The organism is Microcoleus sp. B9-D4 (assembly GCF_036705105.1).
Classification (GTDB): domain Bacteria; phylum Cyanobacteriota; class Cyanobacteriia; order Cyanobacteriales; family Microcoleaceae; genus Microcoleus.
This window is the reverse complement of record NZ_JAUBTS010000068.1, coordinates 21,045-37,052: the sequence shown is the minus strand read 5'-3', so window position 1 is coordinate 37,052 and position 16,008 is coordinate 21,045. Positions and strand designations below refer to the sequence as shown.

At 45.1% G+C, this 16,008-nt stretch carries 12 protein-coding genes and 1 riboswitch; of the genes, 6 read left to right on the top strand and 6 right to left on the bottom strand.

The annotated features are described in order from the left end of the window. Positions 1–101: 101 nt before the first annotated feature. The 4 genes from QUB24_RS28195 to QUB24_RS28180 form a co-directional block, all read right to left on the bottom strand. A complete protein-coding gene (locus QUB24_RS28195; RefSeq protein WP_333156901.1) occupies positions 102–2,687 on the bottom strand; it encodes a PAS domain S-box protein in 2,586 nt (861 codons plus the stop codon). Positions 2,688–2,818: 131 nt separating this feature from the next. Further along, positions 2,819–3,094: a hypothetical protein gene (locus QUB24_RS28190; RefSeq protein WP_333156899.1), complete on the bottom strand. Its 276-nt coding sequence runs from the start codon at positions 3,092–3,094 to the stop codon at positions 2,819–2,821. 544 nt (positions 3,095–3,638) lie between these two features. Further along, the gene (locus tag QUB24_RS28185; RefSeq protein ID WP_445300441.1) at positions 3,639–5,777 is read right to left on the bottom strand and encodes a PAS domain-containing sensor histidine kinase; all 2,139 of its coding nucleotides are present in this window, start codon (positions 5,775–5,777) and stop codon (positions 3,639–3,641) included. Between the two features lie 147 nt (positions 5,778–5,924). Then, the gene (locus QUB24_RS28180) at positions 5,925–6,269 is read right to left on the bottom strand and encodes a slr1659 superfamily regulator (protein ID WP_333156898.1); all 345 of its coding nucleotides are present in this window, start codon (positions 6,267–6,269) and stop codon (positions 5,925–5,927) included. A gap of 455 nt (positions 6,270–6,724) precedes the next feature. Here QUB24_RS28180 and cynS point away from each other — a divergent pair, with 455 nt between their 5' ends. The 3 genes from cynS (at position 6,725) to QUB24_RS28165 (ending at position 9,433) form a co-directional block, all read left to right on the top strand. Then, a complete protein-coding gene (gene cynS, locus QUB24_RS28175; RefSeq protein WP_333156897.1) occupies positions 6,725–7,168 on the top strand; it encodes a cyanase in 444 nt (147 codons plus the stop codon). Between the two features lie 227 nt (positions 7,169–7,395). After that, the gene (gene clpX / locus QUB24_RS28170) at positions 7,396–8,778 is read left to right on the top strand and encodes an ATP-dependent protease ATP-binding subunit ClpX (protein WP_333156896.1); all 1,383 of its coding nucleotides are present in this window, start codon (positions 7,396–7,398) and stop codon (positions 8,776–8,778) included. Between the two features lie 55 nt (positions 8,779–8,833). After that, a complete protein-coding gene (locus QUB24_RS28165) occupies positions 8,834–9,433 on the top strand; it encodes a type IV pilin-like G/H family protein (RefSeq protein ID WP_333156895.1) in 600 nt (199 codons plus the stop codon). Here QUB24_RS28165 and QUB24_RS28160 read toward each other — a convergent pair. Then, positions 9,425–10,711, bottom strand: coding sequence for a protein kinase domain-containing protein (locus QUB24_RS28160; RefSeq protein WP_333156894.1), 1,287 nt, complete (start codon positions 10,709–10,711; stop codon positions 9,425–9,427). The two genes, QUB24_RS28165 and QUB24_RS28160, sit on opposite strands and share 9 nt — an antisense overlap. A gap of 113 nt (positions 10,712–10,824) precedes the next feature. Further along, on the bottom strand, positions 10,825–12,513 hold the full coding sequence (locus tag QUB24_RS28155) for a serine/threonine-protein kinase (RefSeq protein WP_333156893.1): 1,689 nt from the start codon (positions 12,511–12,513) through the stop codon (positions 10,825–10,827). A gap of 134 nt (positions 12,514–12,647) precedes the next feature. Beyond that, positions 12,648–12,794: riboswitch (cobalamin riboswitch) on the top strand. A 22-nt stretch (positions 12,795–12,816) separates the two neighbouring features. On the opposite strand from QUB24_RS28155, the gene QUB24_RS28150 reads away from it, so the two are divergent. The 3 genes from QUB24_RS28150 (at position 12,817) to QUB24_RS28140 (ending at position 15,682) form a co-directional block, all read left to right on the top strand. Continuing rightward, a complete protein-coding gene (locus QUB24_RS28150) occupies positions 12,817–13,227 on the top strand; it encodes a DUF1636 domain-containing protein (RefSeq protein ID WP_333156892.1) in 411 nt (136 codons plus the stop codon). A 266-nt stretch (positions 13,228–13,493) separates the two neighbouring features. Next, positions 13,494–14,528, top strand: a complete 1,035-nt coding sequence (gene cobW, locus QUB24_RS28145; RefSeq protein ID WP_333156891.1) for a cobalamin biosynthesis protein CobW — start codon at positions 13,494–13,496, stop codon at positions 14,526–14,528. Positions 14,529–14,710: 182 nt separating this feature from the next. After that, positions 14,711–15,682, top strand: coding sequence for a GTP-binding protein (locus QUB24_RS28140; RefSeq protein WP_333156890.1), 972 nt, complete (start codon positions 14,711–14,713; stop codon positions 15,680–15,682). The last annotated feature ends 326 nt before the right edge of the window (positions 15,683–16,008 follow it).

The window sequence follows — 16,008 nt, the reverse complement described above, 5'->3', positions numbered from 1 at the left end:
CGTCCCGCCCGTCCAAAAAGGACGGGCGGGACGCCCATCCCACTTTCAAGAGTGGAAGTTATTTAATTCTCATTCCTAAACATCCTACCTTGAGAGTTGTTTTATTTTCCGTCTTGGCTAATAGGTTGCTTCGGCCAAGTAAACCGAAAAGTTGCTCCCTCACCTTCGGCAGATTCTAGGGAAATAGTGCCCCCTTGACCTTCGACAATTTTTTTCACCAGCGACAAACCAATCCCAGTATTTTCAACTTTATCACGTGCTTCCAAGGTCTGAAAAATCACAAAAACTTTATCGTGATATTGAGGATCAATTCCCGGCCCGTCATCCTCTACAGAAAACTCGTAAAAATCATCTAACTCTTTAACGGATATGTTTACGTGACCCGATTCAGCTCGGTTGTGCTTAATTGCGTTGCTAATTAAATTAGAAAAAACCTGCTGCAACAGCAATCTTTCTGCCACAAAAGTTGGCATTTCCGGTTCAACTTTCACCTCAAATCCAGACGGCGGCGCCAACGAATCAATAATTTCGGCTAATAAATTCTCAACTTTTACCATTTCTGAAGGCACTTGAATCCGTCCGACGCGGGAATATTGCAGCAGTCCTTCAATCAAACCTTCCATCCTGTGAACTCTGCCGCGCAGCAGATTCATTTGGTGCAGAGTATCCTCTGTCATCGACTCGCTGAGGTCTTCTTCTATCCAACTGCTGAGATTGGCGATCGCCCTGAGTGGCGCTTTCAAATCGTGAGAAACTACATAAGCAAACTGGTCTAATTCTTGATTCCGCTTTCTTAAAACATTCGTCGTTTGAGCCAGATTTTGGGCTGTCAACCTCAATTCTTGAGCGCGCAACCGCAGCGATTCCTGCGCTTGTTTGCGATCCCTAATATCTTCAACCACACTCATCAGAAATTGAGTGCCATTTTCTTCTCGCAGCAGCGAAACCGTCAAGTTTGCCCACACCAACTCTCCGTCTTTGCGGATGTAGCGCTTTTCCAGAGAGTAATTTTCAATTTCTGCTGCTAACAATTGGCGCAAAAGTTCCAGTTCACTTGCCAAATCTCCATGCCAAGTAATCTCCTGAAATCTTTTCTCCAGCAATTCTTGGCAGCTGTAGCCTAAAATTTCGCAAAGTTTTTGATTGACTAACAGAAATTTGCCTTCCACACTCGCTTGAACCATGCCGACTGCCGCCTGCTCAAAAGTAGCGCGAAACCGCTGGGCGCTTTGGGCTAAAGCAATTTCTGAGCGTTTGCGATCGCTAATATCGTTGCTGATTTCCAAAATAGCGATCGGTTGATCTTGATCGTCGTACTGCAAAGTCCATCGGCTTGCCACCGTTATTTTTGTCCCGTCTTTCTTAGTTCGCACCAGTTCTCCTTGCCAAGAACCCTTCTCGAAAAATACTTTTTGAATTACCTCAAAAGGTTGGGCCCATTCTGTTTGTAAAAGCTTGTGAATGTTTTTTCCTACTGCTTGCGACTTCCGCCACCCGTAGAGCCACTTCGCCCCCAAATTCCAATAAGAAATCGCCCCATTCAAGTCTAGTACCGCGATCGTATCGTTTGCCAAATCCAGCATTTGCGCTTGCTTTCGCAGAGTTTCCTCGGCTTCTTTGCGTCTTCTGGCATCGCGGCAAATCGCAATAAACAAGTGTTGATTTGCCAGACGCATTTCGCTGATAGCTAACTCCATCGGAAACTTAGTTCCGTCGTGGCGAATTCCAACTGTTTCTTGCTGGTAAGTCTTCAGCGTAGTATCTGGATGTAACACAAAATATTCTACCGAATAATCCCCCACGCTGCTGTACGGCTGCGGTTGAGCTATCAGTCGCCGCAGGTTAGAGCCAATTATTCGATCGGCTTTCTCGCCAAAAATCTTTTCTGCCGCCCTATTAAAAGACTCAATATTTCCCCGTGCGTCCAAAGTAATAATCCCGTCAGCCGCATTGTCTACCACAGCTTGAATGCGACTTTTACTTTCTTCCAAGCCTGCTTCCCGCTTCCTCAATTCCTTCTCTAAACTATCAAATAAATACCAGGAAGCTCCTGCGCCCAAACAGCCGAAAAGCAAACCAGCAACTTGCACAAAATTAGTGAAATCTATCAAACCCCGTCTTTGCTGATCTAGAGCTTTCTGGTAGGCTTCGCCGGCATTAGAAAATACATTAATTTTTGCACGCAGGTTATCCCTCCTCAATTTGCCTTGAGTGAACACCTCAATTATTTCCGGCGACTGCACGATTGTTGCCGAACTGTCGAGCTTATTCAAAGTGTTTTGCAAGAAATTTATATGCTGTTCGGTACTTTTTTTTATATCTTCAAATCGCTGAGCTTGCAGTTTGTTTGCTTGAACCATAACCTTGAGTTCCGCCAGCAGCGGAGGCAAACTATTCTTGGCTTCTAAGTAGGGTGAGAGAAATGTGCGGCGCTTCGTCAACCCGTAACCTCGAATGCCCGTTTCCGCATCCACCACGAGGGTTAACAAGCGGTTAGTTTCCTGAAGTATTGCCCTATTAGTATCTGCTCGCTCTCTTATCTGTATGGTAATCTGCCGGAGGCTTGCAATTGCTAGCAGCGAAGCAAACAGAAAAATAATGGGGATAGCAACGATGATTGTTCCCCGCTGGCGAATTGGTCGGTCTGTCCATACAAAGTGGAGGCAGCGATCGAGCAAATACTTCACGGATATTGAAGGAGAAAGTTTGCTGCTAGTATATCGCTTTTTGGCAGTTTAGGCTATGGATAAGTTTGTTTTGTTTGGTTTGACGATCGTCGGGGACTAACCGTGGAAACTAGATTAGACCCCTGCGATAGCTACCTGCTGACACTAACAGCAGATTTTTTGGCACGGTGTTTAAACTGAGGCAAGGAGAAAGAAAGGACTTTTTTCGACACCGAAACAGCAGGCGAAGCAGAAAGGATCGTTTCTGCTTTACCTTCGTTTTCGGTTTCGGCTTCTGCTTTTAAACTAGAGTCTGTTTCGCAAGGGTTCTGAACAGTTGTAACTACAGTAGTCCACCTGCCTGTAGCCGGATCGCGATAACAAGTAAAAGGGTTTATTTTTAGCGGTTGACTGCAAGGTTTAATCATGTAGATGCACTCCTTTGATTCTGAGAAATTGTGCATTGCTTTCAGCAGCAGTGCTATCTCGCCCGTAGAAGCAGTATGAAGGCAAAAAGCAGAATTGTGTTTCTGCGTCCAGAGACTTTTGAAACTTCCTGATTTCCTGTTAAATTTTGCCTTCTACTGCTTCGCGACCATAGCATTACTTTTACCAAATTGCCTTTCTGGAAGCAACCCCCCACCGCCTTAATTAGGTTGAGGTGGGACTTGTGAATGCAGCGAGGCCCCCGATCGTGCCTGCAGCACAATCTTGGAATGATATAGGTATTCTAGGCTGAAAAAAAATGCTACTGTGTGATCCACAACAGAGGTTGATCGCGATCGGTGTCACAATTAAAAAGGTAATGGGTAATTGGTAATGGTTAATTGGTAATCGGGGAAGTGGTAATTGGGGAATTATTCCATCTTTTGCCATCCGTTAAATCCGTTAAATCCGGTACACAATTCCTGGCCAAACCCCCACCCATTAAATCCCTTAAATCCCCTACATTGCTAGTTGCCTCATTTGCTTCTAACTAATATCAACTTTGGCCTTTAAATGAACCGTAAAAGTAGAGCCAACATCCAACTGACTCTCAACAGTGATATCCCCGCCCATCATCTGGCAAAACAAGCGGCTAATGGCCAATCCTAAACCTGTGCCGCCGTACTTGCGAGTAGTCGAAGCGTCCCCTTGAATAAAAGGTTGAAACAAACCCTGCTGCTGTTCGGCCGACATTCCAATCCCCGTATCAGATACCTGCAAATAAACCCAATCGCTGTCGCCGGCTGGTTCGCGAGTCGCGCTCAACAGCACCGTTCCACCTTCGGTAAACTTCAGGGCATTCGAGAGCAAATTGAACAGAATTTGCCGGACTTTAGTCAAATCTGCATACATCACTCCCAAATTCTCAGAGCAAGAAACTTGCAATTGATTGTGATTTTTTTCGACCAAAGGGTGCAAAGTTGCAACGACTTCTTCTATTAAATTACAGAGGTCAAATTTTTCTAAATAAAGCTCCATCCGACCGGCTTCTATCTTAGAAAGGTCTAGAATATCGTTAATTAAAGTCAGCAAGTGTTTGCCGGCGTTATAAATTTTTTGGGTATCGGGAATGATCTCTTCGAGTCCTGATTCCCGTGCTTCTTCTTGTAGCATTTCGCTGTAACCGATAATCGCGTTGAGCGGCGTCCGCAGCTCGTGGCTCATATTGGCTAAAAAAGTGCTTTTAGCTCTCGAAGCTGCTTCAGCTTTGTGTAAGGCTTCTTGCAAGGCTATTTCGGCTCTTTTGCGCTCGGCAATTTCGATGCGGAGCAGTTTATTGGCAGTGGTGAGTTGAGTGGTGCGCTGATCGACGGTCATTTCTAGCTGCGCTTTGGCTTTGGAGAGTGCTTCCTGAGCCCGCTGGCGCTCAAATCCTTCGATCGCCAGCGCTACCAAATTTGCCAAAGAATCAGCGAAGGTGCGCTCCTCCAGAGCCCACTGGCGGGGCGCGCCGATATGTTCGAGAGAGAGGATGCCCACGATCTGCCCACCGAGCCTAATTGCTACATTTAATATGGATGAATTGGGCTTGCTGGCATTTGGCAGCACAGCGGAATGTTCGGCTAGCGAAGATGAATGGGACAAATTTGTTTGTAGAGAATTTTGAGTCTTTGTCGTAGGTTCTAAAGCATTGTCCGATCGCAAATTTTCGCCCGGTGTGTCGCCTTCAACATCTAAACTTGATAAATTTAAATCGCTTGCCGATATGGACTCCCGGCTCAAATGATTCTCTTGGGTGCGATCGTACAAGTCGAGACAAACTAATTTGAGGTTGGGGATTTTAAACTTAGAATGATTAACCCCCTCGTGTTGCTCTGAGGCCGTGGCCTCTGTATCGAGCGGCTCTGTTTGGTTGTGGGCGAGCACTCTCTCCGTAAAATTTAGCTGGGGATCGCTGGGGTAGCGATTTCCAAATCTTCCATGGTTGTAAAGCCAGACGCTGACTTTTTCCACATCCAAAGTCCGGGCAGCAGCCTCGGTAATTTCGCGAATTCCCACATTCAGCGCACCGCTGTTGAGAGTCCTCTGCCTACCTAGCTGCAACAAAGCCAAACTCTGGCGGCGGAGCCGCTTTTCGCTCTCTTGGAGGGTTTGTTCTGCTTCCTTGCGCTGGGTGAGGTCGTACAAGGCGCACAATGCTGTCGGCTCGCCGTTAAACACCAGCGACTGAACCGAGATCATCGCCCAGAAAGCGGTGCCGTCTGATTTTTTACAGTGGAGTTCGTAGTTTTGGAGGTATCCGTCCTTAGCAAGTGCCTCAAGTACCTTTGGGCGATCGGCGGGGTTAAAGTAAAAGTCTGGAGTGCTGCAGCCGATCAATTTTTCTAGGGGTATGTTCAGGAGAGAAGCCAATTGAGCGTTCGCATACATAATTAAGCCGTCACAGAGGCGAGAAACTAATACCGGCACGGGAGTTGCCGAGGCGATCGCCCGAAACTGCTCTTCGCTTGAACGCAGCGCCAACTGAGCTTTGCTCAGCAAGTGAGCTTCCATCGTATCTGAATGTTCGGTGGTAGTCTCCAGCAAAAGTTCTAGGTCAACCTTTTCGCGCTTCAAGTTTTCAAGTTCCGCACTCAGCCGCTGAACGTCGAAAAGTAGCTGTTCTGTCGATGGTTCTTCCTGCATAGCAATTGAAAATTGGTAAATTTTAGTCGGTTCTGAAGTTTTTTATGGTTTTGTGCTAGTTTAACTATGACTTATTCCGATTAACTTCAGCCACCCCGATCCTGGTTCTCGGACTTAGCCGGGGATTCATCTTTACCTGGTTCGCTACTATTCCAATTCTAAGTGCAAGGAAGGCATCAGCCGCTGCAAGTTTTTCAGGGATTTTATCTGCCAGGGGATCTGTTTAGAACCTTTGATGGCGATTTGAATATTTTTTTGCTGGCGCACTTTGATCACAAATTTTGAGAAAATATTAATTCCAGAACTATTTAAAAATTCTAGCTTTCGCAAGTCTAGAGTCACCGTGTTTGGCGAGGAGTCAGCCACTTCGTTGAGCAGATCGACGATCGGTGCGTATTCTTCCACCTGGCTGAGTCGGAACGCTCCGCTACAGGTGACTGTTTGCGTAGCCCGATCGTACTGCATCGTGTAATTTTTGGTCTGAATCTCCATACTTTTGTCAGTTGCCGGTTTTGAGTGGTAAAGGGGCTTTGGCTGCGTGAGCGAGGATTGAGCTTCAGGCTAGCACGATCAAAATTCAGCCGTTTGCCGAATGCCGAATGCCTTTGCGTGTGTAACTTTTATTACATATACTGCCAACTGTACCATTGCCACAGGGCAGTTATGAGTTATTTTAGGATTTATCAGTTGTGTCAGTTGTGATACCAGTTGGAAAAAAGAATGCAACTGTTGACTAGCTCTCAACCCTGGTAGTCATCAGTCATTGCCAATCTAACATTTCCAATCTCAAATCTCAAATTGTATGAGTTGTGGGGGTTGACGAGACCAGCTTTTGCTGAAGTTCCGAGCTATCAATTCGATTTTTTTTCTCAACTTAGTATTGACAAAATAACCAAAATGTGAGACAAGTTTCACATCTGACACTGAAGTGAAGGGGAGAATATTTAATGGCAATTTCAGGAATTACAGAAAAGCTTTTGGCCGCTAAAAAAGCTAAGGGAATTAGTTTTGCAGATTTGGAAAAAGTTTTGGGGCGCGACGAAGTTTGGATTGCGGCGGTTATTTACCGTCAAGCTACCGCATCAGAAGATGAAGCCCAGAAAATTGTCTCGGCTTTGGGACTAGATAGCGAGACGGCTGCGGTTCTCTGTGAACCTCCGTTAAAAGGTTCTTTGGAGGCCTCGGTTCCGGTTGACCCCCTGATTTATCGTTTCTATGAAATTATCCAGGTTTACGGGATGCCGCTCAAAGCAGTGATTCAGGAAAAATTTGGTGACGGGATTATGAGCGCGATCGACTTTACTTTGGATGTCGAGAAAGAAGCAGACCCAAAAGGCGATCGAGTGAAAATAATTATGTCGGGAAAATTTTTGGAATACAAAAAATGGTAAGCCCGTGCGGCTTTATTTTCAAGTGAAAATGAAAAATTCAAATTTGCTCGAATGACTCATGACTAATGACTAAAGCCTCAAAAGTGTTAACTTAGAAATAGAGATCGCGAAGCTTGACTGGCTTGGGTGTCTGATCGGGAAACCCTTCTAGGGCAAAGCTAAGGTCGCTCCCGCGGCAACTTCCCCAGTCGAAACAAGCAACCGCAACCGTAAATTAAGAGGCAAATATGTCAAAATATGACTCCCATCTCAGATGCTCCTTTTGCGGCAAGTCGCAAGAGTACGTCCGCAAGTTAATAGCTGGGCCCGGCGTATACATTTGCGATGAATGCGTGGAACTGTGCAATGAAATTTTAGAGGAGGAGTTCTTTGACTCCAGTAAAACAATTGGTCAACAGATTCCCCAGTCAGAGGTGCGAGAGTCTCAGGGACAAGGAACGCGGCGTCCGGGTCGATCGAATAAATCGAAAATTGTTTTAGCTCAAATTCCGAAACCGACAGAAATTAAGCAGCATTTAGACAACCACGTCATCGGCCAGCATTCAGCAAAAAAAGTCCTTTCTGTAGCAGTTTATAACCACTACAAGCGCTTGAGCGTTGACCAAGCTAAAGATAGCGAGAAGTCTTCCCCTGACAGCGATGTAGAACTGCAAAAATCCAACATCCTCCTAGTCGGGCCCACAGGTTGTGGCAAAACTTTGTTAGCGCAAAGTTTGGCGCAAATGCTCGAAGTTCCCTTTGCGGTAGCGGATGCGACGACACTGACAGAAGCTGGATATGTCGGCGACGATGTAGAAAATATCTTGCTGCGGCTGTTGCAAATGTCCGATTTTGATGTGGAATCGGCGCAGCGGGGCATTATTTATATTGATGAAATTGACAAGATTGCTCGCAAAAGCGAAAACACTTCGATCACTAGGGATGTATCAGGAGAAGGAGTGCAGCAAGCGCTGCTAAAAATGTTGGAAGGAACAGTGGTTAACGTGCCCCCGCAAGGCGGCCGCAAACATCCTTACCAAGATTTTATTCAAGTTGACACTAGCAAAATTCTATTTATTTGTGGCGGTGCTTTTGTCGGTTTGGAAAAAATAGTTGAACAGCGTTTGGGTAAAAAATCCTTGGGCTTTATTCAGCCAACAGAAAGCGACAGCAACTCGACTTTGCCGGCGAAAGACAAGCGGGCCGCTGATATTTTGCAGCAGGTACAGCCGGACGATTTAGTCAAGTTTGGTTTGATCCCGGAGTTTGTGGGGCGGATTCCGGTGGTAACGGTGATTTCGCCGCTGGATGAAGCAGCTTTGATGCAGATATTGACTGAGCCCCGGAATGCGCTGGTGAAGCAGTATCAAAAGCTGTTGAAGATGGACAGCGTGGAATTGGAATTCCAGCCGGAAGCGCTACGGGCGATCGCCCAGGAGGCCTATCGTCGCAAAACTGGCGCGAGAGCTCTTCGCAGCATTTTAGAGGAGTTAATGCTGGATGTGATGTACGAGTTGCCTTCTCGCAAGGATGTGGCTAACTGTATGATTACTCCTGAAATGGTTGAGAAGCGATCGACTGCTGAATTGCTGTGGCATCCCGCATGGCACAAACAGCACGAAACTGCCTAATTTGTAATCTGTAGGGTGCTTGTGGCGCACCCTACAAGCTTGGCAAATTTACTTTATGACAGTTAAAAAAATGTCAGTCAATGTAGCTAAAGCCAGTAAAAAATCGAGATTGCCAGTATCCAGTTTGCTGCCGAGGATTGCAATTTACAGCGCGGTTATGGCTGGCATCCTGGCGTCATGGTACAATTTCCAACTCAATACGATCGTCCTGCCCTCGTTCCCGTCAACGGGTAAGGAATTTTATGAAGCCCTACAATATATTTCAAGCATCAATAGAGCGCAGCAAGCTTACTATGCAGAATACGGTCTATTTAGCGATTCCATTGCAAAATTGGGTCTGGGAATTAAAGAACAGACCGAGAACTATAATTACACGATGGTCTCATCAATGGGCCCGGTTCAAACTTTGCACAATCACCGCGAACCAGCACAATTTGAAAGCGCGATCGCGATCGCCAAACCTACTGATAGGAACCCCGATAAATCCTACACTGGCGCAGTATTTGCTTACAAAGAAAAGGGTAGCAATATAATAAAAACTATTACTGCTGTATGCGAGAGCGATCGCGAGAACGCACGTTATGCAGAAACTTGGAGTCCCCCAACTTTTGACGGCAAAGAAATTCACTGCCAGCCCGGAACAAGGTTAAGGTAAAACCTTGAAACTCTTTTGCGTCACTTTTTGACCGTCTAAGTAAAATTGAAACTGCCAATTGCCCGGTTTGTCATCTTTTTGAAAATTGTACCAGCACCAAGTATTTAATCGATTGCCCGTCGTTTTTAAATAAGATTGACTCTGGGCTGCAAAGTTGCCTTGAGAGTTGACAACCTTACAATAACCTCTATATTTTCCCTCTAGCAACTTAGTAGCACTGACAGCAAAATAGACTTTATTGTGTTGTTTCAAAGACCAAACATCTCTAGTTTTTTTCGATTCTAGTTCGTCAGTTAACATCACTTGAGTCTGAGGATTTAACTTTACTGCGTTGATTATTAGTTTGAGATCGACTGCTGTTTGAGGTTCGGAAAATTTCCACAGCCAAGGAAACAGCAAAGGAATAAAAATAGCAGCAATTGCTGTTAATAATCGGACTGATATCAGTGCGATTTTTGACTTGTTACGCGGCTGAACTACCTCTAGGGGAATCAAAGCATTGAGGGCAGCATCTGCGAAAGGATAGCGGTGTTTGAAATTGGGTTCCACCATTTTTTGCAGCCAGTCAAGAAACTCTGGAGTTAGCTGCGGCAAGCGATTTTTAAAATTAATCCGCCCCGTATCGTCCATCAAGCTGCCAATTTCGGTAGAATTGATGCCGATTAGCAAGCAAATTAGCGTCGCGCCGAGACTGTATAAATCCGATGCAACAGTTAGCTGCCGATTGAACATTTGTTCTGGCGGCATAAAGCCCAAAGTGCCTTTCACAACGCTGCTGGCCGCCACTTCTCCCCCGCCGATTCTAGCAAATCCGAAATCGACAAGGCTGACATTCATCCGGTCATTTACTAAGATATTTTCGGGTTTTAAATCTCTGTGGATGACTGGCGGAACCCGATTTTGCAGGTATTTGAGTATTTCTAAAACAGAGATAGCAATTTGCTTGATTTGTTCGGGTTTCCAGCGGTTAGAATTTGCCAAGGAAGGGGAATCTTTGTATTCTTGCACCATGCAGAAACCCGATGCAGTTGGGAAGGAATCTAAATAGCGGGGAATGCTAGGATAGTCGAGTTCTCGCAAAATTTTAATTTCTTGTTCGCACGCTTGATATTGAGCCCAATTAGCGCCTGTTTGGGCAAATTGAAATTGTTTGACGGCGACGGAACGTTTGGTATTAATTTCGGTAGCGAGATAAGTAACTCTACCGCCAGCGCGATTGTGTCCGAGTTCGCGGGTTATTTGATAGCCGTAGTTGGAAAAGTCAGGAAAAGCATTCATAGGTAAACAGTTGATAGTTGATAGTTTATGGTTGATAGTTGACTGTTGGGAGTTGATAGTTGATAGTTGTCAGTAGTGCGAGCTTAAGAACTCGCGAACGAGAGTTCAGTTGTTTACGGTTTAATTAAATTGGGTTCGGATTTGTGATAGTGGGCAAGGATTCTTTTTGATTTAAAAACACTCATTTCAAACAAAGGAATTGCAGTAACTACTAAAGATACCATTATCGTTCCTCCTACAGCTATCATTTCCATGGGTTCAACCCATTCTAATTGACTACCGACTTTTAAAAACAGGTAAAATAATAATCCAAGACTCATACAAAATCCGGCACAAAGAAAGGCTATTTGGGCAGCATCTACTTCAATAATTTGTCTGGATCTCTGCTCGTCAATCACATGGTTAAACATCAAATGAACTATTTTGTAAATCAAGGATGCCATTGCTAGAATTAAGGCGGCTATAAGGCTCCCTCCTAATGCTCCCAGTAAAGTTACTTCGCCCTCAATCAAGGAATATATCAAACCTAACAAAATTAACAAAATGAACCAAGTTAAGTGGAAGATCAACTCGGACATTAAACCTGCTAAAATAAAGCCGCACATAAAAGTCAGCCTGTATGCAGAAAAAGAATTAGTTTTTTGCGGTACGGGCAGCGGGGCTGTTGTAGCTTGCAATTCTATTGTATGAGTTTGGGGTTCAGAATTTGCGCGCAAGATGATTTGGCGGTTGTAAGTTTGACTGGCCAGCAATTTGCTCGTATCGACGGCGATTGTGCACTCGATATTATTGCTTTCAAATGCCTGCGGTTCAAAGGAGATCCAAGAGTGGTCGTAGGGCGTGTGGGGCGGATCGTTCGGATGCGGCGCAACTTCCCATCTTCCTGTTAAAATTGTATCGGGAATTGGGTTGCTAATTGCAATAGTTTGTGTTAAGATTTCTCCATATTCAGTAGCAGTGAATTGAATGCGATCGCGCTCAATTCTCACTTTCGGCAAGCTGCTGACATCCAAAGATTGTAGCGCAGCTAAAGCATCAGCCGCCGACTGATATCTATCTTGAATTCTCGGCGCTACCATCCTTTCCAGCCAATTCATCCAACCTTGCTGCAACGGCGGTACTAAATGCCGGAAATGAATGCCATAATTGGCATCAACTAAATTACCGACATCCGCAGATTTCGTACCAGTTAACAAGCAAATCAGCGTTATCCCCAAGCCGTAAAGATCCGAGGCTTTGGTTAATTCTCGGTTGAACATTTGTTCGGGTGGCATAAATCCCATCGTGCCTTTGACAACGCTGCTGGCGGCAATGTTTCCGCATCCCAAGCGCGCAAAACCGAAGTCTACTAAGTAAACATTTAACTCTTCGTCGATTAACAAGTTTTCCGGTTTGATGTCGCGGTGAATTACGGGCGGTTTCTGGGATTGCAGGTAAGCTATAATTTCTAAAGTTGCGATCGCAATTTGCTTGATATCCGGCGGCGAAAAAGTCCGGGCGACTGCAGATTCGGCATTTTTGTATTCCTGCACCATGCAGAAACCGCTGTCAGTCTGGAAAGAATCGAGATAGCGTGGGATGCCAGGACGATCCAGATTTTGCAAAACTTTAATTTCTTGTTCGTAAGCTTCGTATTCGGCCCAGCTAGCACCTAATTGAGCAAATTGAAATTGCTTAATTACAACGGATTTTTTAGTGTTAATTTTTGTGGCGAGATAGGTGACGCGGCCGCCCAGACTGTTGTATCCGAGTTCGCGACTTATTTGATAGCCATGTTGGGAAAAGTCAGGAAAAGCGTTCATAGGTAATTACTATGGTTGGTAGTAAGGACTTTAGTCCTGAAGCAGTTATCTTATAAGGACTAAAGTCCTTACTACGAACAAAACGATCGCTCCTACAAACATAACTTTTTTGAAAAAAGGCGGCAAGTGCGGTATGATGTGATTTCGCGATCGGTTCTAGCGGGGAGCAGTCGCTAGAGGAAACGGGGAAAGTTCGGTGCAAGTCCGACGCTGTCCCGCAACTGTAATGAAACCCTTGGGGTTTTTCAAGTCAGAATGCCCGCCGATATCTAACTCACTTTTGAACGCATCTGCGAGGTACGGATGATGGATGGAATTAACACGGCTGTACGCACAAAGCACAGTCTATTTGTTTGCACTGCTTGTGCTAGTGTTTGGAAAAACGGCAAGCGCGAAGGTAAAAGCGGCGGTCAACAATTCATGGAAAATTTGTCGCAACTCGCTAAAAATTGGAAGTTTTCTGATAAGTTTGAGATTCAAGAGGTTGAGTGCATGAGTGCTTGCAGTCACTCTTGTGCGGTGTCTTTTGCTGCTGTTGGAAAGTACACTTATCTGTTTGGCGATTTACCTGCAAATGAGTCGGAAAGCGTCGCGGCTGTACTCGAATGTGCGGGTCAATACTATGCTAAACCGGACGGTTTGTTGCCTTGGTCAGAGCGTCCTCAAGCTCTGAAAAAAGGTGTTTTAGCAAAGATTCCACCACTGGGAAATTAGACCCTTTCTCGTTACCATGCTCTACCCATCGCCGATAACTAAGGCGACCCATCCGCCAGGGACTTAAGTCCCTGGCTAATAGCGAAAGTCCTCTAAAGAGGACTGAGAATAAAAATTTTAAACTCATTAGTCCTCTTGAGAGGACTTTCGCTTTGAGGCAGGGGTTTAAACCTCTGCCGGACTGTCGGTTTAACGAGTTTTCTGTCCGCAATTGCCTGACCCAAAATTGAAAGATATTCAATCACACTACAACAACAAAATTATCAATGCACAAAATTCCTGTTACTGTCATCACTGGTTTTCTCGGTAGCGGCAAAACTACCTTAATTCGCCACTTATTGCAAAATAATCAAGGTCGCCGCATTGCTGTTCTGGTTAACGAATTTGGCGAAATCGGAATTGACGGAGAACTGCTGCGCGATTGCCAAGTTTGCGACGAAGAAGAAAATGTTAGCAGCAATATTGTTGAACTAACAAATGGTTGTCTTTGCTGCACTGTTCAAGAGGAATTCTTGCCGACTATGCAGGAATTGTTGAAGCGCCGAGAACAAATTGATTGTATCTTAATTGAGACTTCTGGCCTCGCACTTCCTAAACCTTTGATTCAAGCTTTTCGCTGGCCGGAAATTCGCACGGGTGCTACTGTAGACGGTGTTGTTGCTGTTGTCGATTGCGAAGCTATTGCTAGCGGTACTTTTGTCGGTGATATCGATGCTTTGATGGCACAGCGGCAGGCCGATTCTAGTTTAGATCACGAAACTCCGATCGAGGAATTGTTTGAAGACCAGTTAGCCTGTGCCGATATGGTACTTTTAACGAAGGTCGATCGCGTAGATGCTGAAACTCACAAGAAAGTCCAAAGCTGGTTGCAGCAAGAGTTGCGTCCGAGTGTGAAAATTGTGCCTTGCAAAGGTGGCGAAATTAACCCCGATGTGTTAATGGGATTTAATGCGGCGGTTGAGGATGATTTGGAGTCTCGTCCGAGTCACCACGACACTGAGGAGGAACACGAGCACGATGATGATATTAACTCGACTTACTTTATTGCCGATCGCGAATTTGAACCTGAAGCTTTGGTGAAAAAACTGCAATCCTTGATGCAGCAGGAGGAAATCTATCGGATTAAAGGGTTTGTGGCGGTTCCCAAGAAACCGATGAGGATGGTGTTGCAAGGTGTGGGTTCGCGGATAGAATATTTTTACGATCGCCCTTGGCAACCTTCCGAACTCCGCCAAACCAAATTAGTGCTGATCGGTAGAGAGTTAGAGCGCGATCGAATTGCAGCTATGATTAACAACTAATTGTCATCTGAGAGGGGCGGGTCGATCGATATTTTGAATTGCAGCAAATATTATTGGTAAAACTCGCTCCTCCAAGCTCTCACCAACAATTTATTAACATTATTTAATATTGTGGGCGCTGCCAGCAGGTCTGGTGTACAATAGCGATAATGGTTATCATTGTACAATAATCGAGGTCAAGTATGGTGACTGCTGGGGCGATCGAATCAGTTCCTGTTACCGTTCTCACGGGCTATCTGGGTGCAGGCAAAACTACGCTACTGAACCGCATTTTAACAGAGGAACACGGCAAAAAAGTTGCAGTCATCGTCAACGAATTCGGCGAAGTAGGCATCGACAACCAACTGATAATTGATGCCGACGAAGAAATTTTTGAGATGAACAACGGCTGCATTTGCTGTACAGTCCGAGGCGATTTAATTCGGATTATCGGTAACTTGATGAAGCGGCGAGACAAATTCGACCACATAGTCATCGAAACCACAGGTTTAGCCGACCCCGCACCCGTCATTCAGACATTTTTTGTAGACGAAGATATGCGGGACACATTAATGCTAGATGCAGTTGTCACTGTAGTCGATGCCAAGCACATCTGGCAGCACTGGGACGCAGACGAAGCTCAAGAGCAAATTGCCTTCGCCGATGTAGTTTTACTAAACAAAACAGATTTAGTGGCTGAGGAAGAATTGGGAGAATTAGAAAAGCGAATTCGCGCCATGAATGCAATGGCAAAAATTTACCGTACTCACAACGCTGAATTACAAATGGATGCTTTGTTGGGCGTCAAAGCATTTGATTTGAACCGGGCATTAGAAATAGAACCCGATTTTTTGGGCGAACATACTCACGAACATGACGAAACTGTTACCTCAGTAGCAATAGTAGAATCTGGTGCTATTGATGGCAACAAATTTAGCGATTGGGTCGGCGAATTGTTGCGAACTCAAGGCACGAATATCTTTCGGAGCAAAGGCATTTTGAATATGGCCGGAGAAAACAACAGATTTGTTTTTCAAGGAGTGCATATGTTGTTCGATGGCAGACCGGATCGACCTTGGAAAGCTACAGAAACTCGGAAAAACGAGCTTGTATTCATCGGTCGCAATTTAAACGAAAATCAGTTGCGAGAGGATTTTCGTAAATGTCTGGTTTAACTGAAATCTTGAAGGATTTTTAATCAGCCTTTTAGCAACAGGCAAGATGCCTGTTCCACAAGAATAAACTTCATTTCTTGTGGAAGGGAACAGGCAAGATGCCTGATCCACAAGAATAAACTTCATCTTTTGTGGCACGGGCATCTTTTGTGGGAGGGAACAGGCAAGATGCCTGTTCCACAAGATGAAAATTCATTTTTTGTGGGAGGGAACAGGCAAGATGCCTGTTCCACAAGATGAAAATTCATCTTTTGTGGGAGGGAACAGGCAAGATGCCTGTTCCACAAGATGAAAATTCATCTTTTGTGGGAGGGAACAGGCAAGAT

Coding starts and splice junctions, on each gene's coding strand:
- QUB24_RS28190 (WP_333156899.1), bottom strand. CDS start 3,094: ATGATTAAACCTTGCAGTCAACCGCTAAAAATAAACCCTTTTACTTGT.
- QUB24_RS28185 (WP_445300441.1), bottom strand. CDS start 5,777: ATGCAGGAAGAACCATCGACAGAACAGCTACTTTTCGACGTTCAGCGG.
- QUB24_RS28180 (WP_333156898.1), bottom strand. CDS start 6,269: ATGGAGATTCAGACCAAAAATTACACGATGCAGTACGATCGGGCTACG.
- cynS (WP_333156897.1), top strand. CDS start 6,725: ATGGCAATTTCAGGAATTACAGAAAAGCTTTTGGCCGCTAAAAAAGCT.
- clpX (WP_333156896.1), top strand. CDS start 7,396: ATGTCAAAATATGACTCCCATCTCAGATGCTCCTTTTGCGGCAAGTCG.
- QUB24_RS28165 (WP_333156895.1), top strand. CDS start 8,834: ATGACAGTTAAAAAAATGTCAGTCAATGTAGCTAAAGCCAGTAAAAAA.
- QUB24_RS28160 (WP_333156894.1), bottom strand. CDS start 10,711: ATGAATGCTTTTCCTGACTTTTCCAACTACGGCTATCAAATAACCCGC.
- QUB24_RS28155 (WP_333156893.1), bottom strand. CDS start 12,513: ATGAACGCTTTTCCTGACTTTTCCCAACATGGCTATCAAATAAGTCGC.
- QUB24_RS28150 (WP_333156892.1), top strand. CDS start 12,817: ATGATGGATGGAATTAACACGGCTGTACGCACAAAGCACAGTCTATTT.
- cobW (WP_333156891.1), top strand. CDS start 13,494: ATGCACAAAATTCCTGTTACTGTCATCACTGGTTTTCTCGGTAGCGGC.
- QUB24_RS28140 (WP_333156890.1), top strand. CDS start 14,711: ATGGTGACTGCTGGGGCGATCGAATCAGTTCCTGTTACCGTTCTCACG.